The organism is Akkermansia muciniphila ATCC BAA-835 (genome assembly GCF_000020225.1).
Lineage (GTDB): Bacteria > Verrucomicrobiota > Verrucomicrobiia > Verrucomicrobiales > Akkermansiaceae > Akkermansia > Akkermansia muciniphila.
Genome location: NC_010655.1, coordinates 672,994 through 696,348 on the forward strand (window position 1 = coordinate 672,994; position 23,355 = coordinate 696,348).

The 23,355-nt window shown below is 57.1% G+C and carries 14 protein-coding genes and 1 tRNA gene; 10 read left to right on the plus strand and 5 right to left on the minus strand.

Annotated features, from left to right (window positions below; genetic code table 11):
* Position 1 precedes the first annotated feature (1 nt).
* The 5 genes from lpxK to AMUC_RS12315 all read left to right on the plus strand — a co-directional run bounded on the left by lpxK (position 2) and on the right by AMUC_RS12315 (position 8,626).
* Positions 2-1,207 carry a tetraacyldisaccharide 4'-kinase gene (gene lpxK, locus AMUC_RS03155; RefSeq protein WP_012419627.1) on the plus strand — a complete coding sequence of 402 codons (1,206 nt, stop codon included), beginning with the start codon at positions 2-4 and terminating at the stop codon, positions 1,205-1,207.
* Between the two features lie 107 nt (positions 1,208-1,314).
* Entirely contained in the window at positions 1,315-5,745 is a 4,431-nt protein-coding gene (locus AMUC_RS03160) for a M16 family metallopeptidase (protein ID WP_162610392.1), read from the plus strand.
* Between the two features lie 126 nt (positions 5,746-5,871).
* A complete protein-coding gene (locus AMUC_RS03165) occupies positions 5,872-6,405 on the plus strand; it encodes a hypothetical protein (protein ID WP_012419629.1) in 534 nt (177 codons plus the stop codon).
* A 33-nt stretch (positions 6,406-6,438) separates the two neighbouring features.
* Entirely contained in the window at positions 6,439-7,941 is a 1,503-nt protein-coding gene (locus AMUC_RS03170) for a flotillin family protein (protein WP_012419630.1), read from the plus strand.
* A gap of 538 nt (positions 7,942-8,479) precedes the next feature.
* Positions 8,480-8,626, plus strand: a complete 147-nt coding sequence (locus AMUC_RS12315; protein WP_012419631.1) for a hypothetical protein — start codon at positions 8,480-8,482, stop codon at positions 8,624-8,626.
* Positions 8,627-8,895: 269 nt separating this feature from the next.
* Here AMUC_RS12315 and AMUC_RS12320 read toward each other — a convergent pair whose 3' ends face one another.
* Positions 8,896-9,039, minus strand: coding sequence for a hypothetical protein (locus AMUC_RS12320; RefSeq protein WP_012419632.1), 144 nt, complete (start codon positions 9,037-9,039; stop codon positions 8,896-8,898).
* Between the two features lie 201 nt (positions 9,040-9,240).
* Between AMUC_RS12320 and AMUC_RS03180 the strand changes: the two genes are divergently transcribed.
* Complete coding sequence (locus AMUC_RS03180) at positions 9,241-10,122, plus strand: diaminopimelate dehydrogenase (protein ID WP_012419633.1); 882 nt, start codon at positions 9,241-9,243, stop codon at positions 10,120-10,122.
* Positions 10,123-10,216: 94 nt separating this feature from the next.
* Here the strand turns inward: AMUC_RS03180 and AMUC_RS03185 are convergent, their stop codons facing one another.
* Positions 10,217-10,951, minus strand: a complete 735-nt coding sequence (locus tag AMUC_RS03185; protein ID WP_012419634.1) for a L,D-transpeptidase family protein — start codon at positions 10,949-10,951, stop codon at positions 10,217-10,219.
* A gap of 235 nt (positions 10,952-11,186) precedes the next feature.
* Between AMUC_RS03185 and AMUC_RS03190 the strand changes: the two genes are divergently transcribed.
* Positions 11,187-11,756, plus strand: coding sequence for a YdeI/OmpD-associated family protein (locus tag AMUC_RS03190; RefSeq protein WP_012419635.1), 570 nt, complete (start codon positions 11,187-11,189; stop codon positions 11,754-11,756).
* A gap of 139 nt (positions 11,757-11,895) precedes the next feature.
* On the opposite strand, the gene AMUC_RS03195 is transcribed toward AMUC_RS03190, so the two are convergent.
* Complete coding sequence (locus AMUC_RS03195) at positions 11,896-18,804, minus strand: autotransporter domain-containing protein (protein ID WP_012419636.1); 6,909 nt, start codon at positions 18,802-18,804, stop codon at positions 11,896-11,898.
* A gap of 375 nt (positions 18,805-19,179) precedes the next feature.
* Here AMUC_RS03195 and AMUC_RS03200 point away from each other — a divergent pair.
* From AMUC_RS03200 to AMUC_RS03210, 3 genes are all read left to right on the plus strand, one after another.
* Positions 19,180-19,257: transfer RNA gene (locus AMUC_RS03200), tRNA-Asp, on the plus strand.
* Positions 19,258-19,400: 143 nt separating this feature from the next.
* On the plus strand, positions 19,401-20,960 hold the full coding sequence (locus tag AMUC_RS03205) for a pyridoxal-phosphate dependent enzyme (protein WP_042448696.1): 1,560 nt from the start codon (positions 19,401-19,403) through the stop codon (positions 20,958-20,960).
* 66 nt (positions 20,961-21,026) lie between these two features.
* Positions 21,027-21,596 carry a Maf family protein gene (locus tag AMUC_RS03210; RefSeq protein WP_012419638.1) on the plus strand — a complete coding sequence of 190 codons (570 nt, stop codon included), beginning with the start codon at positions 21,027-21,029 and terminating at the stop codon, positions 21,594-21,596.
* 103 nt (positions 21,597-21,699) lie between these two features.
* Here the strand turns inward: AMUC_RS03210 and hflX are convergent, their stop codons facing one another.
* Both hflX and AMUC_RS13010 read right to left on the minus strand, forming a co-directional pair.
* Complete coding sequence (gene hflX, locus AMUC_RS03215) at positions 21,700-23,013, minus strand: GTPase HflX (RefSeq protein WP_012419639.1); 1,314 nt, start codon at positions 23,011-23,013, stop codon at positions 21,700-21,702.
* Between the two features lie 9 nt (positions 23,014-23,022).
* Positions 23,023-23,154 (minus strand): hypothetical protein, encoded by a 132-nt coding sequence (locus AMUC_RS13010; protein WP_012419640.1) that lies wholly within the window; start codon positions 23,152-23,154, stop codon positions 23,023-23,025.
* Between the last annotated feature and the right edge of the window lie 201 nt (positions 23,155-23,355).

Sequence of the window (23,355 nt, forward strand, 5' to 3'; positions counted from 1 at the left end):
CATGAAATCCAGATCGGAAGAATTTGAAGAGTGGGGGACGGAAGTCATCTTCGGCCGTGCCAAGGGATTCCGCGCTGCCATGATGCGCATGATCCTGCGCGGCGCCTCCTGGCTGTTCAGGCTGGTGGTTCTGGCACGGCTGTATCTGTTTCATTCCAGCATCGCCAGGCAGGCCAGGCTGGGAATGCTGGTGGTCAGCGTGGGCAACATCACCGTGGGAGGAACCGGAAAAACCCCGGTGGTGGAACTGCTGGCCCGCACCCTTACCCGGCGCGGGCGCAAAGTAGCCATCCTGACACGCGGCTACAAGAGCGCAGAGCTGGATAAACCTCAGGAATGGAGGGACAAGGACGGCAGGCTGCCGGAGAATCTTCCCAAAATCGCCAGCGACGGGAAAACGCGCTACCTGGGCCCCCTGCATTCCGGAGATGAACCTTTCATGCTCGCCAAAAATCTGGACGGCGTGGCGGTGCTGGTGGATAAAAACCGCATCAAGTCCGGCATCTTCGCCATTGAGCACCTGGGGTGCGACACCCTGTTGCTGGACGACGGCATGCAATATTTGAAACTGGCGCATGAACTGGATATCGTGCTGGTGGATTGCGGCGCGCCCTTTGGCACCGGAGCCATGCTCCCGCGCGGCACCCTGCGGGAACCCAGGAGCAGTCTGGCGCGCGCCAGTTACATCATTCTGACCAAATGCGGCGGAAAGCCACAGGATGAGCTGATCTCCGCCATCAGGAAGTACAATCCCGTGGCGGACATCATCGTGAGCGACCACGGCCCCCGGTATCTGGAAAATGTGTTCACGGGGGAACGCCTTCCTCTGGAGGCCCTCCGGGGGAAATGGGTGGCGTGCCTCAGCGGCATCGCACGTCCGGAAAGTTTTGAAAACTCCCTGCGCTCCCTGGGCGCCCACGTGGAAATCTGCCGCAGGTTTCCGGACCACCACTGGTTTGAACAAACGGAATTGCAGGAATTTTACGACCGCTGCGCAGACCGGGCCATGGACATGATCGTAACTACGGAGAAGGATGCCGTGCGGCTGGAAAAACCGGAGGAAAAACCGGAGGTCCCTATCTATTTCCTGCGCATTGAGGTGGAAATTTACCAGGGCCGGGAGGCATGGGAACGTTGTGTAGACCGCATCTGCGGAATTTCAGAACCGCGCCCACGGGATGAATGGATGCCTTCTTCATCCCTTTGACATGGTTCACGTTTCCTGAGGTTTTCCGGAAATTCACCTCTTTTATGCAGAGAAGGCCGCTTGACTTGCCCGGAAAATCGTGTGAAACAAAAAGGCAGTATTTTCCCATGAAGGCATTTACCATCACCTCCATTCTGGCTGCTGCGTGCCTATTTCCGTCCTATTCACCGGCCGGAACTGCAGCAGGAAACAAGATTCAGGCTGCCTCAATGCAAACGGCGGCAGGCATTCCCAAGCAGGACCCCCAGCTTATCCAGGGGAAGCTCGCCAACGGCCTGACCTACTTCATCCGCCCGAACGCGGAACCCAAGGGCCGGTTCAGTATCCGCCTGCGCGTCAACACGGGTTCCCTGAATGAAACGGATGACATCCAGGGCGTTTCCCACTTTCTGGAACACATGGTTTTCAACGGAAGCACCCATTTCAAGCGCGGGGAAATGGTTCCCGCCATGCAGAAAGAAGGCCTGGGCCTGGGAGGGGACGCAAATGCGTACACCGCCTTTGACGAAACCGTGTACATGATGGACGTGCCCAGCATGAAGGAATCCACCGTGGACCTGGCTTTCACCATCATGCGGGATTTTGCGGACGGAGCCCTGCTGGAAGAAAGCGCCATTGACGCGGAACGCGGCATCATCACCAGCGAATACAAGGTGCGCGACTCCGCCGGTTACCGGGTCATGAAGGAAGTCTTCTCCATCATGCTGGACGGCACCCGCATTCCCGACCGCTATCCCATCGGCACGCTGGAAGTAATCCGCACCGCGCCGCGGGAAAAATTTATCAATTATTATCGGACCCACTACGTTCCCAGCCAAATGCAGCTCGTCATCGCCGGGGACATCACACCGGAACAGGGAAAAGCCTGGGTGGAAAAGTATTTTGGCTCCATGAAGAAGGACAACTATTCCTTCCAGACGGACCGGGGCACGCTTAAAACGGCTACGGAAACCACCGCCCACTGGATTACCAACAAAGAGGCCACCAGCACGGAAGCCAGCATCAACATCGCCCGGCCCTATGTGAAAAAGCCGGATACCGTCGCCAACCGCAACAAAGATATCCCCCTGAACGTGGCTTACGCCATGCTGAACCGCCGGCTGGAAAAGATGGCGAAGAATGCGGACTGCCCCTTTATCTCCGCGGAAGGAGGCCGCATGGACATAGTGGAAGCGGCGGAAGTGGATTCCATTCAGACCCAGGCGGACTACAAGAATTGGAAACCGGCTCTGGCCGCCATTGAACAGGAACTGCGCCGGGCCATCGAATTCGGCTTCAACAAGGAAGAACTGGCGGAGGCCCGCAGCAACATTACCGCCGCCGCGGAAAACGCCATCAAGTCCTGGGCCACCGCCAAGTCGGAAGACCTGGCTTCCGCCATCGCCCAGAGCGCCGCACGGGACAAGGTCTTCACCACGCCGCAGGAAGACTGGGCCATCTCCAGGGAAGTCGTGGAAAACCTGACGCCCGAACAATGCCAGGCAGCCCTGAAGGAAGCCTGGACCGGAGCCTTTCCCCGCGTGATCGTCACTTCCAATAAGGAAAACCCCCAGGGAAGCGCCGAAATCATGAAAGCGTACCGGGAATCCCAAACCGCTAAAGTACAGCCCTACCAGGCGGACAGCCGCAAGGATTTTTCCTATAAGTTCGGAGATCCCGGCAAGGTGACGGCCCGTACGGAAACCACCGACCTGGGAGTCACCCAGCTCACCCTGTCCAACGGCATGCGCGTCAACCTGAAGCCCACGGAATTTGACAAGGACTCCATCAACATCACCTTTGCCGTGGACGGCGGGGAACTGAGCAGGCCGGAAAAAGCCTCCGGGCTGGAACTTTTTGCGAATGCCGTCATGAACGGCGGCGGTTTGAAAGACCACTCCAATGACGAACTGGCCGCCATCATGGCAGGCAAGAAGGTAGGGGTAGGCTTCTCCATGACGGACCGCTTCTTCCTGCTTTCCGGAAACACCAACAGGGAAGACCTGGAAACGCAACTCCAGCTCCAGACGGCCTACCTGATGCACCCCGGTTACCGACAGGACGGCGTTACCCTGCTCCGGCGGGCCATTCCCATGATTTATAACAAGATGGACCATGAAGTGCAGGGAGCCATGAAGAAGCAGGTTCCTGCCATCCTTTACAAGAACAATCCCCGGTTCACCTTCCCCACCCAGGAACAGCTTACCTCCTACCAGGTCAAGGACGTGCGGGACTGGGTGGATGCCCCGTTGAAAAACAACTACATGGAAGTGACCGTTACGGGAGACTTCAGGACGGAAGACATCATCCCCCTGCTGGAACGCACCGTAGGAGCGGTTCCCAAACGTGCGGAAGCTCCGGCAACGCTGGATGAAACGCTTCGCCATCCGGCCATGGCGGACTTCAATTTCTCCAAGGACCTGACCTATGACTCCTCCATTGATAAAACGATGGTCTGCCTTTTCTGGAAAACGCCCGGCGGAGAAAATAAAAAGCTGGCCCGCAGGCTGAACATGCTCAAGGCCGTCTTCTATGACCGCGTATTCAAGGGCCTGCGCGAAGACATGGGGGAAACCTACTCCCCTTCCACCGGCCTCAATATCAGTGAAACCTATCCGGACGACGGCTATATCATCACGATGAGTTCCGGCGTCATGCGCAATAAGGAGGCCGTGCGCAGCGCCATCGCCAGAATTGCGGACGACCTCGGCAAGGGAAATATCACCCAGGAGGAACTGGACCGTGCCCGCAATCCCATTCTTAACTCCATGGACCGCGCCCAGCGCGACAACGGTTACTGGACATCCCTGCTGAAAGACTCCCAGGCCAAGCCGGAACGGCTGAACCAGCAGAGGGAAAGCATTCCGGACGTAAAAGCCATCACCGTGGAAGAGGTCAACAAACTTGCCAAAGAGATCTTCGGCAAGGGAGAGCATCTCAACCTGAACATTCTGCCGGATCACCCGGCTGCGGAAACTCCGCCTGCTGAAAAGCAGGCGGACAAAGCCGACTCTCCCCAGGCCGCCGTCTCCCCGGCGGCTTTTTGCGTTCGCGCCACCGTCGTGAAGACTGTAAAAAAAGACTCCGGCAAAAATGGATATGCCATCATCATTTCCGAAGAAACAGCTTCAATGCCGGCCTGGAAGGCCGTGGCGGACAAACTGGCTGAAAAACACGGAGGCTCCATCGTCACCGTGAAAGATTCCGTATTCTCCAAGCTGGACACGCTCAAAAAAATGGCTCCACGTTTCATGGCCGTCGTCGCACGCCCGGAGGAAATAGACCGGGTGCTGGTGAATGACCTGCACCGCCTGAGCCGCCGGCTGGACGACGACCCTTACGGGGACTGTATCTGGGGCATTGTCACGGGGTACACCCCGCAGGCCGCCATGAGAATAGCCTCTGAAACGAAGCCTCTCGTCATCAGCCGTGCCATGGGAACTACCAACGTGGATTCCTCCCGATTCAAAGACAGCATGAGCATCACGGACTGGCAGCCCTTCCAATACCTGGAACAGCATGGCTCCAAGGGCAAGGTAACGCCGGCTTTCTACACGAAAGGCCTGAAAGAACAGGACAAGGGGGATGAAACCACGCTGGGCGTAACGCCCAAGCTTATGGAATACTGGAAACGTTATTCCCCGCAGCTCTTCGTAACGGCCTCCCACGCAACCCAGTTTAATCTGGAAATGCCTTTCGGCAAGGGACTCATCGTTTCCGGCAACAACCGGTTCTACGCTCTGGACAAAAAACAATTCAGGGAATTCACCACTTTTTTGCACGGCGTGCTCTTCAACGGAAAGGAAGACGACCTTCTCTCCTTCCTTAAGAGAATTAAAGCGCCGGTGATTGAAACCAGGCCGGTTCCGGCTGTCTGGGTCGCGGCTGGGAACTGCTTGATCGGAGATGCCAAGAAGACGAAAAATTCCATGGCTGTCACCGCCCTGAGCCGCTACGGCTTCAACCAGCTGGTAGGCTACACCGTCCCTTCCTGGTATGGCAAGGGCGGCTGGGGGACGCTGGGCCTTCTGTTCAGCAATCATGACGCCTCCAGCCTGGCGGAAGCCTGGTATTTGAACAACCAGTTCATTCTGGACGAGACTATGACCCACTTCCCCAAGCTCATGGACGTCTATTTCAACTCCGCGGATATCAATGGAATCAAGGATGATCCGGACTTTGCCAGGGGCATGAACTCCGCCGGATACGGCATGGGCAAGGACCAGCTGGGGCTTATCCACGATCGGGATACCGTGGCCTTTTACGGAGACCCCGCCTGGACGGCGCGCCTGGACGAATCCCGGGCTCCGTCCCCGTGGCATATCGACTGGAATGACCCGGCAGATGCCTCCAAAGGGTTCACCGTCACAGCCAACAAAGACGCCAAAGGTCGCCTGGGAGTCTGGTTCCCCAATCGGATCAACGCCGGCAAGGCCACCGTCACCATTGGCGGAACCGCCACTCCCATTGAAAAGGCAGGCCTGCTGACCAACGACTTCCTGCTGCTCCGGGAACTGGAACTCAAAAAGGGAGAAAAAGCCGTCGTGGAAATGGAATAAGCGTGGAAGAAAAACAAGTTGCAGGGATTTTTCCCCTTCCGTCGGCGGCCGGATATCCGGCCGCCGCTCTTTTTCCATAGACAAGCAGCCTCCAAACATGGATACTCCCGGTAATCAATCCACCCTATGACTGATTACTCCATTTTCTTTATCATCGCCGTAGTAGCGACGGGCGTGGGAGCGCTCCTGTTTCTCCTGTCCCTGTTCGGGCTGGGGGAACATGATCTGGACTTTGATGCGGATTCCGGCGGAGCGGACGTAGGGTTGCTGTCCATCAAATCCGGCATCGGCTTTTTTCTGGGCTTCGGCTGGGGCGGCGTGCTCGCCCAGGGTCTGGACTGGGGGATGGCCGCCTCCCTGGCGGCGGCTTTTTTCACCGGCGTGCTGATGTTCCTGATTATCGGCATCTCCATGCGTTTCATTATGAGCCTTAAATCAGACGGCACCCTGAATTATGAAACCCTCAAGGGAATGACCGGCTCCGTTTACATCAGCATTCCCGGAAACCTCCAACGCGGCGGACAAGTTACAATCGCCCATCCCAGCCAGCTGCTGTACCTCCCTGCCGTCCAGGAAGGGGAACATCCCCTGCCCTCCGGAACCCCGGTGGAAGTGGTAGCCGTCACTGCGGGAATCGTCACCGTCAAACCTCTTCATTAACAAACACCCCAATCATCATACCCCAAGCCGACTATGGACAAAATCATCCCCATCGCCATTCTGGTTCTCTTCATCATTCTGACCGCTTCCTGGCTGTTCAGCCGCTACCGCATGTGCCCTCCGGACAAAATCCTCATCGTCTTCGGGAAAGTAGGCACAGGCCAGCCGGCCAAATGTTACCACGGCGGCTCCACCTTCGTGCTTCCGGTTCTCCAGTCCTATAGCTACCTGGATCTGAACCCTATCAATATTGACGTGCCCCTCCAGGGCGCCCTTTCCTCCCAGAACATACGCGTGGATGTGCCCTCCTCCTTCATCGTGGGCATCTCCACCCTCCCTGAAATCATGCAGAACGCCGCTGCGCGCCTGCTGGGCCGCTCCCGGGAGGAAATCCGCAACCTGGCCGCGGAAATCATCATGGGGCAGATGCGCGTGGTGATTGCCTCCATGACCATTGAGGAAATCAATTCCGACCGCGAAAAACTCATCAAGGGCATCACGGAAGGCGTGGACGTGGAACTGCACAAAGTGGGCCTCCATCTCATCAACGCCAATATCACGGACATCCAGGACGCTTCCGGCTACATCAACGCCCTGGGCAAGGAAGCCGCTGCGCGCGCCATCAATGACGCCACCATCAAGGTGGCGGAAGAAACGCGCCGCGGGGAAATCGGCAAAGCGGAAGCGGAAAAGGACCAGACCATCCAGGTGGCGAACGCCCGCGCCATCGCCATTGAGGGCCAGAACGAAGCCCAGATTAAAATTGCGGAATCCGCCGCCAAGCTGCAAGTGAAGCAGGCGGAGGCCAAAAAGCTGGCGGAAGTGGCCCAGAAGGTGCAGGAGGCTAAAACCCTGGAAGAAGCCTACCAGGCGGAAAAAGAAGCGGAATTGAAGCGCGCGGAACGCGAACGCGCCACGCAGGAAGCCAACATCCTGGTAACGGCCCGCATTGAAAAGAGCCAGCGCGAAGTGCAGGCCCAGGCCACGGCGGAAGTACTCAAACTGGAACAGGAAGGCAAGGCGCAGGCTCTGCTCATCCAGCGCAGGGCGGAAGCGGAAGCCATCCGCCAACTGGCGGAAGGCGAAGCCCAGGCTACCCTCCTGAAGAAAAAGGCGGAAGGGGAAGGCATGGAAATGGTGGGACGCGGTGAAGCGGCCGCGATTGAAGCCGTGCTGGAAGGCAAGGCCCGCGGTTTTCAGCAGATCGTCCAGGCGGCAGGTTCTTCCGAGGCCGCTTCCAACCTGCTGGTGACGGAACAGCTTACCAAGATTGTGGAGCTCCAGTCCGGCGCCATTAAGGGGTTGAAATTCGACAAGGTAGTCGTCATGGGCAATGGAGGGAACTCCTCTGTGGGAGGATTCGTCCAGAATCTGGTAAAGGATACGCTGCCCCTTCATGAACTCGGCAAAAGCGTAGGGCTGGAATTGCCCGCTTTTCTGGGCAAACCCATGGAAGGGAAAACCGCAGCTTCCTCCCCTGCTCCCGCAGCCGATGCCCCGGCGGCAGATACCGCAACCGCCGTCAACCCGAGTTAGCCCCTTCATCCCCGCCTTCCTGACGGCAACCGCCTCCCCCCCCCCCCCCGGATAGACAGGGCAGATCTGGACAGCATTGTCCATATTGACGCAGGGCGCATGCTGCAATGGCAAAATCCGTTCCCCGTCAACAGGGAAACGGCTCTTGAACCATAAAGGGAAAAGCAGAATGCCTGCCTTCAAGGCTAATAGGCAAAGGCCGGCAAGTACTGTGTCCTTCCACCTGCCCGGATGAACAGAAAAATATCGGCGCTTTCTGCTTTATTCCCGGTAATATCGAAAGCGGCAAGACAAGCATGCCCTCCCCAGGAGGGCGGTAAACGCCATGTTGATTTATTATCCTGCAACTGATGTTTTCATGATATTTTTCAATCTGTAATGAAATGCAGACTTCTTATGGCAAATAGCGTTATTATTCGATAATACAATTATTCTATGGCATAATATAACAAAAAGCTATAACAAATTACTGCTTGCAGGTTCATTGACAAGAAACCGGAAGCAGGTTAGGATACGGCTTTCAACCTCTCTTCGACTAATGAATATCAAATCCGCCCTTTTGACGCTCGCCGCAGCCCTCGCTCTCTCCTCCTGCAATACGATCAGCGGAATAGGAAAAGACGTAGAAGCCATGGGAAGCAAGATTGACAGCGCCTCCCAGGCCACCAGCAAGTCCATGCAGTAAGGCCCGGGAAGCGCCGGACGCTGCTTCGAGTCCTCTTTTAATGGAAAAGAGGCAGTACTTTGCTTCCTGCCATTCTGCCCTGAATGGCAGTCATCCCCATGGGATTCCCAACGAATTGGCAAGGTCCGGCTCCATCCTGCATGGAACACGCCAAACCTTTGCGGCCATCTGTAAATCAGGACATGCGGGCGGCAGCACATTTTTTACCAGAAAGCCGCTTCATCCGGGTGGATGAAGCGGCTTTCGTCCAAGGTCTCTACATGACCTTTTTACATGGCCCGGCTGGTGGAACGGGCGGCGGAATTAATGTCGCTGCCGACCGCTTCCACATCCTTGCCCACCCCGCCTATCGTATTGCAGGAAACGCACCCCAGAAGGGTGGCGATACTCAGAATAATCAATTTGCTTTTCATCGTTTTATTGGAAGAGTTCCGAGTAATCAGACTCTATTCCTCCGCCCCCCGTTCAAAGAACCGGCAATCATGCCACGAAGCCCCCTGTCATTCTCCGTTCTTGCCATGCGTTCCCAAAACACTTAAAAAACATGCGCCAAAGGAAAAAAATGCCGGGTGGACATTCCGCCCCATTAGGAACCATTACTATTTACTACCAAGATGATTAAAGTAGCCATCGTAGGATACGGCAACATCGGGAAATACGCTGTGGACGCCTTGCGCGCCGCTCCCGATATGGAACTGGCAGGTATCGTGCGCCGCCCCGGCAGCGAAGCTGTACACGGCATCAAGACCGTAAGCGACGTGGAGGAACTGGGCCATGTGGACGCGGCCCTGCTCTGCACCCCCACCCGCAGCGTGGAAGAAACGGCTCTGCCCCTGCTCGCCCGCGGCATCAACACAGTTGACAGCTTCGATATTCACGGGGACATCGTGGCCCTGCGCCGTTCCCTGGGAGCCCAGGCAATCAAGCATGACGCCGTCTCCATCATTTCCGCCGGCTGGGATCCCGGAACGGACTCCGTCATCCGTACCCTGATGCTGGCCATGGCTCCCAAAGGCATCACGTACACCAACTTCGGCCCCGGCATGAGCATGGGCCACAGCGTCGTGGCGCGTTCCAAGGAAGGAGTGGCGGACGCTCTTTCCCTCACCATCCCCACGGGTTCCGGCGTACACCGCCGCATGGTTTATGTGGTGCTGAAAGAAGGAGCCAAATTCTCCGACGTGGAATTCGCCATTAAATCAGATTCCTATTTCAGCCATGACGACACCCGCGTGCTGCAGGTGCCCGACATCGACGTGCTGAAAGACATGGGCCACGGCGTGCTGATGGAACGCAAGGGCGTTTCCGGCTCCACGCAGAACCAGATGTTCACGTTTGAAATGCGCATCAACAATCCGGCCCTGACCGCCCAGGTCATGGTGGCTTCCGCCCGCGCCAGCATGAAACTGGCCGCAGGCTGCTATACGCTGCCGGAAATTGCCCCGATGGATTTTCTGCCGGGCGACCGCGAAGAATTGATTGCCCAGCTGGTCTAACCCGGAGCATTCCGGACACACGGTACCAGGGGCGCTCCTGCCGCCCCTGTTCCGCGGGCCTTCCTTTATCCTCCGGTTGAGGACCGGAGGATTTTTATTGCTCCACAACGACCAGCCTGCCATTGACGGCCTTCACCCGGGCCGGAGTACGGGTCCGTTCCGTCCAGTCCCACGCTCGGGCCATGTCCGCCCAAAAGGCGGCGTGGGGAGAATCCTTTTCCTCTGACAAACGCGCCGGAGTGGGCACGAAGGGATAAATCTGCACGGGAACGTTTTTTTGCCCATGAACCAGAGCTTGTTCCACCATGGTATAAATCTCCTCAATTCCGGAATCGGTCATCGCCAGACAGCCGATGGAAACATCCCGTCCATGCACCATGATGAAGCTTCCCGTCCGGTTCAGGGAACGGTCATAGGCATTCGGATACCCGATGTTGAAAGACAAATGGTAATTGCTCCGGGGATTAAGCCCGGACGGTTCCACTTCATAAAAACCTTCCGGTGTTTGCCTGTCCCCTTCCTTCTCCTTGGGGCCCAGTTTTCCGGACCATGCGGCAATCGGATAGCGCTTGGCAAGCATGTAGCATTCCGATTTGTCCGGTTTCACCCACAGTTCCAGGACGGAGTCTTCCTTTACGGCCCGTAAAAACACAGGACTTCCCACCCTGGCGCCGCACGGCTCCAGAAAGGAATTCAGCACGGGCGTTACCCGTTTCCGCGCGATATCCGCACGGTTGGAGGATTTTTCTGCACATGCCATATTGAAAACCGCTACGGCGGAAACCAGCAGAACCAGCCCCAGCAAGGACAAGACTACATTCTTCTTCATAAATCATCTATAATGGCGGCTTTTGTTTTGACAAGCAGAAAACCGGCCGTTTCTCTCCGAAGAAGGAAAAGGAAAAAACGGCGGAAAAAGAAGACGGAAAGAAAAGCGGTTCCTGAGAAAGGCGCCCTTCCCGAAGCTGTCCCCGGTTAGAAGCCATGTCTGTGCTGGAAATGCAGGCTCCGGAGAAGTATTATCGGCCCTCAGAACATCAGCGGAAGACCGACCTATAAACGCCATGGAAATAAGCAACCTTCTTCCCATCACTACACGGAAGGAATTAAGAATATGGCTGGAAAACAACCACCTCACTTCCTCCTGCTGCTGGGTTCTCACAACGAGGAAACCTTCCCCACATGCCCTCCTTTACCTGGATGCCGTGGAGGAAGCCCTGTGCTTCGGATGGATTGACAGCACCCGCAAGAAGACGGCCTCCGGTTTCCTGGCCCAGCGTCTCACTCCCCGATCCAGAAAGAGTAAATGGTCCGAACTGAACAAGGAACGCGTCCGCCGCCTGGCCAGGCTGGGACTAATGACGCCCCACGGCGAAAAATGTCTGCCGGAAATGAATCCGGAAGCGTTCCGTATTGACCCATATATTTTACAGCTCCTTCAACAGGATCCGCTTATTTACGCCAATTTTCTGGCGTTTCCCCGGCTATACCGCCATGTGCGCCTGGATACCATTCAAATTAAAAAAAACCAGCCGGAACTGTTCCGCAAGCGCCTGGAAAAATTTCTGGAGAATACCCGTGAAAACAGGATGTACGGAGAATGGCACGACGGAGGACGGCTGCTGGAAAAGTAGACGCCAAGCTCCCGCCATTTCCCTGCCGGACGAGCCCTGACGTTACCAGGCCGCTCTGGAGTTGTTCCGGAACGGCTCTGGAGGGTCAGGAGGAAGGCCTTTCGGGGGTGGGGGGCCTCTCCTTGTGTTTTCTTTCTTGTTAGAAGTCGTGGCGGTAGCCGATGCTTCCGTTCAGCGCGCTGGACCCGTCACGGATGTCCGCGTTCCCGTTCACGTAGATGGTTCCCTTCGTTCCCACCGGCACGCTCAGTCCGGCTCCCAGCTGCAGCGCCGTCGTTCCCACTTTCGCCCCCCTCACGCTTTGCGCGAAGCCGGGGTTGCCCAGCAGAGAGACGTTCGTTTCCCCTCTCCGGTCTCCCAGGTCCTGCGCCGCGTTTACTCGGATTTCCGCCAGCGCTTCTCGTCCGAAGATGTTGCTGCCCACCAGGCCCATCCACCGGCCGCCCAGCGCCAGCGTCCCCGTCGTCCAGTCCTGCCTGCCGACGTTCAGGCCCGCGTTGCCCGCACCCGTTTCCTCATAGCCGTCCATCCGCGTCGTCACCACCGAGGCGTTGAACAGCGGCTGCAGCACGCTGCTGCGGTTTTCGTTGAGGTATACGTCGTAGGTGAGTTCATACATCGCTCCAAAGCCCCACCCGCTGGTGCTTCCCTGCGTCCCGTAGCTTCCTTCCCCGTAGTTGACCGTACGGTTGAGTTTCGCGTCGTTCCACCCTCCCGTCAGGATGAGCGTGTGCGCCCAGCGCCTGTCCTGGTAGCGGCCGAAGAGGCTGGCGTAGTAGCTGTCCAGGTGCCCGTCGGCGCTGTCCGCCGCGCCGGCCGTCAGGTCGCCGTAGCTGGCCGTGAAGGCCGCTCCCACTGTGAGGCGGTCGCTGAGGTCCGCGTCCACGCCTACCGTACCTCCCCAGGTGGTGAGCTGGTAGCCGCTTTCATCCCCGCGGGTGTCCAGTTTGGCGTAGGAGCCCGTGCCTTCCATCCACATGTGGAAGCGGGGGAGGTCGTCGTTGACGTAGGCCGGGTTGACGCCCATGAGGGTGGTCCGGTTCCTGATCCAGCCCATCTGGTCGCGCAGGGCGTCCCTCTGCGCCGTCCCAAGCGCGTTGACCGTGCTCCCAGCCATTGCTGCCAGGGAACGCCTGGCGGCGGAAGGATTATTGAGCATATCGTTATTGAGGGCGCCCAGGAAATCCGTGACGGCCTGGTCTATGGAACCATGCCTGGCAGCATCCCAAAGCAGATTGGCGCCCGCCATGGAATTGGCCGTGTCCGCTACGCCGGCATAGATATTGTCCGTCTGTTCTTCCGCTTTCAGAACCACCTTATCTCCTTCCTGCACCAGATGGGCATTCTTGTAATAGGTGAGGAAAAGGCCTCCGACCGTCAGCGTATTTTCTCCCAGGTCAATCGTTCCGTTGCCGGTGAGTTCCATCAGCGTAAGTTCCATCGGATTGCCCGATTTCCAGGTGATATTGACATCCGGGATTGAGGTGACATGGAAAGAGGCGCCATCTTCAATGACAACGTCGCCGGAGACCTCAATGAAGCTGGCGGTCATGTCGGCATCAGTATTCAAGGTGAAGGTGGTGGCGGATCCGCTGCTGAAGGAAGCGTTCTCTACGCTCAGAGTGGTATTGACCGCCGTCAGGGAGTTGTCGCTGGCCTGGATGGTCAGGTTGCCGCTGTTGACCAGATTGCCGTAACTGAGACGGGCTCCGTCCACATCCGCCTTGCCCTGGAGAACCAGATTCCCTCCGCTGATTGTCAGACCGGTATCCGCGCCGGAGCTGCGCAAAACCTGCGTTCCCGCTCCGGAAACATCCAGCGTTCCTTCTCCCAGCGTTCCTTCATATGTATGCGTCTGGCCGGAAGCCGCCTGAATTTGCAGAGTCTGCCCATTCAGTTCCAAGGAACCGGAGCCGTTCAGTCCGCCGGCAGAGCCGTCTGCCTCCAGGCTCAGGGAACCGCCCAGATCCAGCACCACGCCGGAAAGCGTACTGTCCGCAGCCAGCCCCAAAGAGGCGCCTTCCGCAATAGCCAGCGTACCGGTTCCGGCAATTTCCGTATGGGAAAGGCCGTCGGTAGCGCCTGTCAGCGTCAATGTTCCGGAAGAAGCGATATCCAGCTTTCCGCCGTTGTCGCCGCCTGCCAGCGTCCGGGCCGTCGCGCGGCCTCCTACTCCAATCACCGCAGGGGAGTCCGCATCCGCGGAATTAAGATGCAGAGCTTCCACGTCAGCCGTGCCGTTAAGCTGAAGCGTTCCTTCTTCCGCAATGATATCCCCGGCCAGCGTCACATTCCCGGACAGGGTGAGTTTGTTCGCTCCCGTTTTGACGAGGTCCGTGTTGGCCGCAGCACCGTTCAGGCCGCTGATGTCCCCGGCAAAAGAGGTATCCACTCCCATGCCTTCATGGAAGAGGTTGTTTTGAAGTTCGATGCTTCCCTTATCCTCCGCCGTATTGGTGACAATCAGGTTGCCCGTGCCCGTCTGGCCCGGGCCAGTTCCCGGTGCGGTCAGGTTTTTGATCACCATGGAGCCGTCCGACTGGACATAAAGGTCCTGGTCCACAATGACGGCCTGGTAGAAATTGAGAGACTGGTCCGTGACCGGATTGTCCGCGCTGCCCGTACCATCCACGGAAGACACGTAAACCAGGTCCGTATCACCGGAGAGGACGATGCTGCCTCCGTTGACGCCCACGATGCCGAAGCCCAGCGCAGCAAAAAGCGGGTTAGCCGTCATGTGGCTCTTAAGCGTTTCAAGATCCTGTGCAAAACCGCCATTGGTCAGAAGTATCTCCAGATTTCCGCCCGCCGTTTTCATGGCATCCATAACGCTGGTGAGGTCCAGCGTAAGCGTGGAGCCGTCTCCAAAGGAGATGCTGCCCAGATTATCCCCCGTGCCCTCAAACTGAATCAGAAAGTCCTCTCCCGAGAAGGGGTCTCCGGAAATATTGCCCGCTCCCACTGCAAGACTGCTGTCCGTGCCGTTCACCGTCCAGATGGAACCCTGCTTGAGTCCGGTGAGCTGCGTTCCGGCAGAAGCGGTGACAACTGACCCCAGCCCGGCGGCATCCAGATCTCCCAGGGCAATATTGCCGGAATCGGCAATCGCATTGACATGGACCTTGTTTGTATCCGTTCCCGCGTAGCTTCCGGCGTTCGCCAGCGCTCCGGACTGAATAAGGATATTAGTAGCGGCGGCCGCTCCGGAAAGGTCCAGCGTGCCCTTGGCCAGCGTCAGCGTCCCCGTCAGGCCGTTGGCACGGTCCCCCACTGCAAAAGAGCCGGAAGTGCTGACCGTAAGATTGCCTGCTCCGGCAATGGTTCCGGCCCAGGCGGCGTTGTCCCCGGTTCCGTCGCCCAGCTGGACAGAGGAATTCTGGGCAATATTCAACTCTCCCGTGGTCGTATTCGCCCCGGTAAGAATCAGCTTGTCGCTTCCCTGAACGCTCAGGGAGGCCGTATCAATCACATTCCCGGCATAAAGCAGGTTCCCTGCCGTACCCGTGTAGTTGACGCGGTAGGTTCCGGTTCCTCCCAGGGAAACTGCCTTGATGAATTCGCCCGTATTCAGCGTGGACGCCGCACCGCCGTTGCCAAAGGAAAGGATGGCATTCCCACGGCCGGAATGCACCGTTCCCGCAAAACCGGTGAGATCCCCCGTAAAAATGGCCGTCAGAGTCGGGTCACCGGCCGCCGTTACTCCCAGGTTGGCGTCCGCCTCGCCCGTCAGGCTTCCCGCCAGGACCAGCGTCTGGTTGGAACTGCCGTTCAGCCATCCCCCAGCGGCCATCACATGGATATCGGCATTAACGGGATCGGCGGCGGAATTAACAAAAAAGCCGCGCCCATCCAGTTCCAATCTGGCGCTGCCGATTGCAGCGGCATTGGCAAAGCCGACTTCATTCCACGCAGCATTGGTGCCGTTGCCCGCCAGTCTCATGGTACCGGTAAAGCCGCTGTTGTCTCCGGTAACGGAATAGCGGCCGCCGCCGGGGAAGGTACCTCCTTCCTTCTTACCGAGGACCAGCGTTCCGGCTCCGGTAATGCGGCCTGACAGAGTATCCGTATTTACGGAGTTATGGGCACGGTTGTCCTGTATCTGGAGAGTCGCGTTTTCAGCGATGGAAATGTTTCCGCTCCAGGTTCGCGTAACGCCGTTGTCTCCGATGTTATAGAACAGAGTCCCTCCGCTTACGGTGATGGATCCGGCAAAGATTCCTCCTTGTATTGTATTGATAGTCAGCAGGCCGTCTCCAAGCTTGACGATATCCTTATCTCCCAGTTCCTGGGTGTATGCAGCCCAAGACACATGATTGCCGTTCGTATTCACTCGGATGGCATTTGTGCTGGCGGCTGAATCAATGAGCCCGGAAATATCCTGCGTGGCCCCCGTTCCATATGTGAAGGTACCCCCTCCAAAAACAATCTTGTTGGCCGCTACCAGCCCCAGCGTTCCTTCCGTCGTGCCTGCCGTATTCAGCACCAGTTCCCCCCCGTTCAGCGTCACCGTACCGGTGCCCAGCCCCTGGACGGCATTGAGGTTGAGGGTACCGGCCATAATGGTCGTGCCGCCGGAGAACGTATTTGTTCCAGTATTTTCAATGGTCAGCACCCCCTCTCCCCGTTTAATGAGGGACATCGGATCTGCTCCGTCCACAAGAGCCCCTGTTCCCGTGAACGTGTAGGCCGTTTCTCCATTGTTGACCGTAAGACGCGCGGAAGAAACATTCCCTTCTATGGTGACGGCAGAGGCGGATATGCCAGCCAGATCTTCAAAATTGGCGGATTTGGCGGCGTCATAAACGACTGCCGTCCCATCCTTGTCCAGCCAGACGGCAGAACCTCCTGCCGCCGTCCAGATACCCGCATTTCCTCCGTTCCAGTTGAGGGCTTCTCCCAACGCCTTGACTCGCAGGTAAAGAGTGTTTCCGGACAACTCCAGGGCGTAGGTATAATCTTCGGAAAGGCCGCTGGAATCAAAAGAAAAATTGCTGGCCGTCAACGTACCGAAACTGCCCGCCGTAATCAGCCTGTAGTCATTTTCCATCGTCTGGTCCACCCCGCTGATCGCCAGGGTCAGCGTGCCTTCCGTATTAAAGGAGAGCGTGCCTCCCGACTGGATGACGGCGGAGCTGGAGGAATTCAGCCCCGTCAAATCCATCGTCAGAACGGAAGACGGGGAAAGAGCCATATTGCCCGCAGAGGTAAGACGGGCTCCGGAGCCCATCGTAATGGAGTTGCCGAAGGCCACTCCGCCGGCAAGCCCGAAACTGAGCTCCCCAGAGGAAACTGTCAGCGCATTCGCAAATCCGGTGGAAGAACTGAGCGTGAGCTTGCCCGCTCCGCTCTTGGTAAAAGCACTACGGCCATCCAGCACCGTTGCGTTGGCAATAACGGCATCCGTCCCTTCTCCAGCGGAAATTTCGTCAAACCCGGAAATGGAGGCGTTCGTGAACATGTCCGCGCGCGTCACTCCGTTCAAATTCAACACGCTTCTGGTAACCGTATCCCCCCGGCCCTGGCCGGAAAGAGTTGTCGTTCCGGTAAAAATGGCGTCATTGCCCGTAATGGTCACGTTGGCCAAAGCCGTAGTCAGGGCAGTGCCATTGACCTTCTGGCCGCCCGCATAAATGGAAACATTATTGAACGTCCCTCCGCTGATGGAAAGATTGGCTTCCCCAATCGTCAACGCGGAACTGGTATTGTTGCGTTCCACATAAGTGCCCAGGGATATTTGAGCTCCATCAAATGTGCCGCCCGTAATTGTTATATTGGTGGAACCGATATTCCCGGTAAGGGCGGCGGTAGCGGTTCCGTTAATATAGGAGCCGCCCCAGATTTGTCCCGTATATGTCCCGGACTTGAAAGTCAAATTGGTGGAACCTGTAATATTCAACGTGCTCTCCCCCGTTTCCACCCAGCTTCCCCCCGCAATCATGGCCGCCACGGTGCCGCTGCCCAAGTCCAGCGTCATATTGGTATCCGCCAGGTTCCAGGCAGACGTGCTTAAACGGGCGCCCGCAAAGATTTTCTTGGTCCCGTCTCCGGAAAAAACAGCTCCCGTGATCGTTGTCGCCACGCCCTGCGAAAATAAACTCTGAGCAAAAGTCCCCCCGGTGATTTCCACGGAAGCGGACGAATGCTCCGCAATATTTGCGGCAGAACCTGAGGATGTCGCATCGGACAGGCCATATACATTCGCGTTGTACTGGCCTCCCGTAATGCTCAACCTGGCCGTACAGGCATTCGTTCCATCTCCCAACTGCACTTGGCCTCTTCCCAGAAGGGCGACGGAGCCGTTAAAAGTTCCCCCGTCCAGATTCAGGGAGACATTGCCGACGATGGTCGATTTCTGCCCCGCCCCGCGTGTCGTTCCAGCCGTTACCAGCTGGGCGAAGGTCCCGCCGTCAATGGTGAATGTCACATCCCCCGTGTGGCGGAAGGATTCCTGCCCCAGCCCTATGCACCAGCTGGAACTGGGGTTGGAGACAGAAATTCCGGCCCATTCCCCGCCATGAATGTTGACGGTATATGTCCCCGTCGTCTGGTAGGCATCATTTTTGTTTCCATCCCCCACCAGGGAAAAACCATTAATCGTGCCGGCATTCCGGTCTACATTGAGGGTAATGTCGGCGGACACAATCCGGTCCTGGTTGCTCCACCCCATCAACTGGGCATTTGTATTCAACAGGGATGCACCTTCCCCGATATTGATTACAAAGGAATTGGTTCCTCCGATGGTGACGCCGGAGGCAGTACCCGCAATATTCCATAATTGCAGTTTTGTATAGGTTCCTCCCTCCAGATTGAGAACCCGGTTATAGCCGTCTTCATAGGTCCCGCTTGCCGTAATATCCGTTAGATAAATATCGCCGGGAGAATCCGCCTGAGTCACGGGATCCCCTTCCGGAGGCGTAATCGTGTATTGGCCGTCGGCAAAGGAAATCGTCGTATCTCCATTGCCCGTCAACGTATAATCAGACCATGACGGAGAAATGAAACAGGCCAGAAGAGCGGATAAAAGAACAAGGGGCAAGCGCGGTCGCATAACACTATAACGTATTGATAATGAATAAAATTATTTACAAGACTATATGCTTGTTAATAATTAGCGGATTAGAAATCCGGAGTCAATGACAATTTTTGAGGCCAAGCCCTTTAGGTGCATGGAACGGCCTGAAAGGGGAAAGAGAGAAAATGGGGGTGTCCGTTTCAAGAATCGGCATTATTAATATTTTAATCATTATCTGGATTCATTTATATCATTTACGGATTTCTAATCCGTCCGGTTATTTAACCTGTTTCTCCCAGCAAGAGAAACCCGCATGCAGGAAAAAATGATTTCTTGTCTTGCATTCCCATGGGAGTGCCTGTATAAGCCTCCACGTCCCCGCCGCAAGGCAGGGACGGCATCCAAGGTCATGGAGCGGTAGCTCAGTTCGGTTAGAGCGCCAGCCTGTCACGCTGGAGGTCGCGGGTTCGAGCCCCGTCCGCTTCGCCACCTTGTTCAGGAAAAACAGCCGCCTCCGGGCGGCTTTTTTTTCGTCCAGAAAACCTGAATTCCAGAAAACAGGCCGTCCTCCGGGAATGTTTTACTGGAAAAAGGGGTTGGACTTCAGTAGAATGGGGGCCAGCATTACAATCATGAGCATACTTTCGGACCGTCTTTCCGAGGAAATACTGCAAGCCCGCCAGCGCGTCTATACCGTTGGCGAACCGACTCCTCTCCAGCGATTGAATCTGCCGGGCATCAAGGCCCCGGTATACGCCAAAAGGGAGGATCTGGGGCCCATCCGGGCTTATAAGTGGCGCGGAGCGTTTAATTGCATGGCCGCATTGAGCCAGGAAGCCCGTGACAAAGGCATTGTGGCGGCTTCCGCCGGCAATCATGCCCAGGGCGTGGCGCTGGCGGCCAGAGTGCTGAACTGCCATGCCACCATTTTCATGCCGCGCTCCACGCCGGAAGTGAAGCAGACGGAAGTGCGCCGCCACGGCGGCAGGCATGTGAAGATCATGCTCCATGGGGACTGCTATGACGAGACGGCCGCAGCCGCCCATGAATACACGGAAACCCACGGCTGCACTTTTGTCCATCCTTATGACGACCTGGTGACCATGGCCGGACAGGGAACGCTGGCGGACGAAGTGGTGATGAGCGGAGAAGGCCCTTTTGACCGCGCGTACGTCGCCATCGGCGGCGGCGGCCTGGCCGCATCCGTGGCGTGCTGGCTGAAAAAATTCTGGCCCCATATCAAGGTCATCGGCGTGGAAGGCATCGACCAGGCGTCCATGAAAACTTCCATTGAGCAGGGACGCCGGGTGAATCTGGATTACGTGGATGTCTTCTGCGACGGCACAGCCGTCCACATCCCCGGAGAATTAACCTATCCCCTTTGCCGGGAACTGGTTGACGAGTTCGTGACCGTGACCAATAATGAGGTCTGCCAGGCCATCCGGGCCATGTGGGAATCCTCCCGCGTCGTGCCGGAACCATCCGGAGCCATGAGCCTGGCAGGATTCCTGAAACAATGGAACCGGGGCGAAGTAAAGCCGGAGGAAAAGAGTTTCGTGGTCATTTCCGGAGCCAATATGGATTTCACCCACCTTACCCAGATTGCCCGGCAGGCGGGCATCGGCAACCATGAAACGCGCTATCTGCGCATTTCCATGGATTCCAAGCGCGGCCAGGTGCTTAAATACCTGCGCCACATTCCGCAGGATACGACGCTGGTGGATGTGCAATACGGCAAAACGGAGGGAAACACCCAGCACCCCGTGTTCGGCATTGCCGCTTCCGATGAAGACCTGGATACCATCCGCACGACACTGAAAAAGAAAGGAATCGAATTCGAAGACATCAGCGAGGACGACGACGTGCGCTTCCGCATGATTCACTACCAGCCGGAACTGTGTCAACACCCCCTGTTCGTCCACATTGAATTTCCGGAACGCGCCGGCGCCTTCCTTGACTTCATGGAACGCATCGCGGATCTGGCTTCCCTCTGTTATTTCAACTATACCTACACCGGGGAACGCGTAGGCCGCGCCCTGGTGGGCATGGAATTTGATACAGCGGAAGACCGGGAAACCATCCGGAAACGCATGGGCGCCTTTTCCAAAAACATTATCAGGTCCATTCGGGAAATTTCCCCCGAGGCTTTCCAGAGGATTATGGGAAGCAGACAGTTGACAGGCAATCATTGACAGCCCATCATCCAGGGAGCTTGAGAAAGATTGGCTCCCTGTTTTTCATGACCGCTTTTTTCTCCCATGATTCCCCCCGTCATCCTGGCCTCCCAATCGCCCCGGCGGCGTGAATTACTGGAGAAAACCGGCATTCCTTTTTCCATTATTGTCCGGGACACGGAAGAACTGAAAGAGGCTTCCATGCCCCCGCAGGAACTCTGCCTGCACAATGCCGCCGCCAAGGCGGAAGCCGTGTTCCGGGAACATCCGGATTCCACCGTCATCGGCGCGGATACGCTCGTTTTTCTGGAAGGCTTCCCTCTTGGCAAGCCGGAAGATGAAGAAGAAGCCCGGTCCATGCTCCGGAAACTGTCCGGACGCACGCACCATGTCTGCACGGCGGTTGCCATCCGTTCCCCGCTGGGCATGAAAAACCTGGCCGTGCTGACGGAAGTAACGTTCCGGGAGCTGACGGAAAAAGACATCCGCCATTACATGGAACTGGTGGACGTGATGGACAAGGCCGGCTCTTACGCGTTCCAGGAACACGGGGAGATGATTATTTCCTCCGTGCGCGGGGATACGGACAACGTCATCGGACTGCCTGTCAGGGATGTGATGAAATGCCTGAACGGCCTGGGATACCGGGCTTGACCCGTCCAGGAATCCGGATACTGTCTCCGGAAGAAAAAACGCTTCCCGCCCCGGAACGGCCTTCGGAACGCAAGGCAAAGCCCCAGGCTTCAGGAACAGGGTATTACCTGTCTGCCAGGAATGACTCCAGTTTATTGTAAAAGGCCACAGGAAGCACGGCTTCCAGCAAGGTCCCTTCCTCTACATATTCCGTAGAGAAAACCTTGCCTTCACTATGCATGGCGGCCACCAGGTCGCTGCGGGTATAGGGAATCAGGAACCGGGCGCGCCGGACACGGCTTTCCAGCATTTCCACGCAGGCATTCAGCAGGTCTCCCTCACCATTCCCTTCTTTCACGGACATGGGAACCACCCTGCCGCTGAAATGAGGCGCCAGCAGCGTTTCCAGGGCCCCGCGCCGTTCTTCCGGCACCAGGTCCACCTTGTTTAAAACTACGATCATGGGCTTGTCACCCGCACCCAGTTCATTGAGAACCTCCAGAGTCGTTTCATAATGGCGCACGGCTTCCGGATCGGAAGCGTCCACCACCTGAATCAGGAAATCCGCCAGAACGGCTTCCTCCAGCGTGGACTTGAACGCTTCCACCAGACGGTGCGGAAGGTTGCGGATGAAGCCCACGGTATCCGTCAGCAGCAGCGGCTGCCCATGGGGAAGCTCTATCTTCCGCGTTGTGGTGTCCAGCGTGGCAAAAAGCATATCCCTGGCCATGACTTCAGACCCGGACACCAGGGACAGGAGGGAGGATTTTCCGGCATTGGTATAACCTACAATGGCGGCCGTGGCGACAGCCTGGCGCTCCCGTTCCTTGCGCTGCGTGGCACGCTGACGGGTCACCAGGACCAGTTCCCTTTGAATAGCCTCAATTCTGGCGCGCGCCAGACGACGGTCCACTTCAATCTGCTTTTCCCCTTCCCCCCTGGCGGCTCCGCCGCCTCCCTTGCCGCCGCCGGAGCCCCCGCCCTGGCGGTCCAGGTGGTTCCACATGCGGGCCATGCGCGGCAGGGAATACTGCATGCGGGCCAGTTCCACCTGCAGGGTGGCTTCCCGTGTCCGGGCGCGCCTGGCAAAGATGTCCAGAATGACCTCTTCACGGTCAATGACGCATTCGTCAACAAGCCGTTCCCATTCCCTCTGCTGGGAAGGGGAGAGCATATTGTCAAAAACAACGCAATCCGCCCGGCAATCCAGCGCCAGCTGTTTCACTTCCTGCGCCTTTCCGGTGCCGCACAGGAATTTGGCGTGCATGTCCCTGGACTTGATAAGGTGCTTCCCTGCGATGCCGATGCCGAGATTGGAGACAAGGTCTTCCAGCTCATCCAGCATGGCCTGTTTTTCCCCAGCCTCGGAGGGATCGAAGTAAACGGAAACGAGCATGGCCCGTTCCACCATTTCCGGTTTTTCGCGGATTTCAAACATATAGGAAATTTAACGGAATTGCTTGCTGGAGGTAGGCTGGTAATCCTTCAGAGCGAAGTCCGCGGGCTTATGACAATCACAACTGCATGAAGAGAGGAAGCCGGCCACGCATGCCAGCGTCAGAAAGCTGATCAGTCTCATGCGGCTATGAGACCCGCACGAAGTACCCTAGGCAAGCAAATTTTACTTCATCACCATTACTTTTCTCCAAATCCGGAACAAAGGCATTTGCCCGGACGGTTTTCCTTTTTTCCAGCCCGTGGGCAGCCGGCAAAGCACGCGGCGGGGGCAGAAACCTGCCGGCGGCAGCAACCCGCCGCCTTTCAAGGGACTTTATTCCCT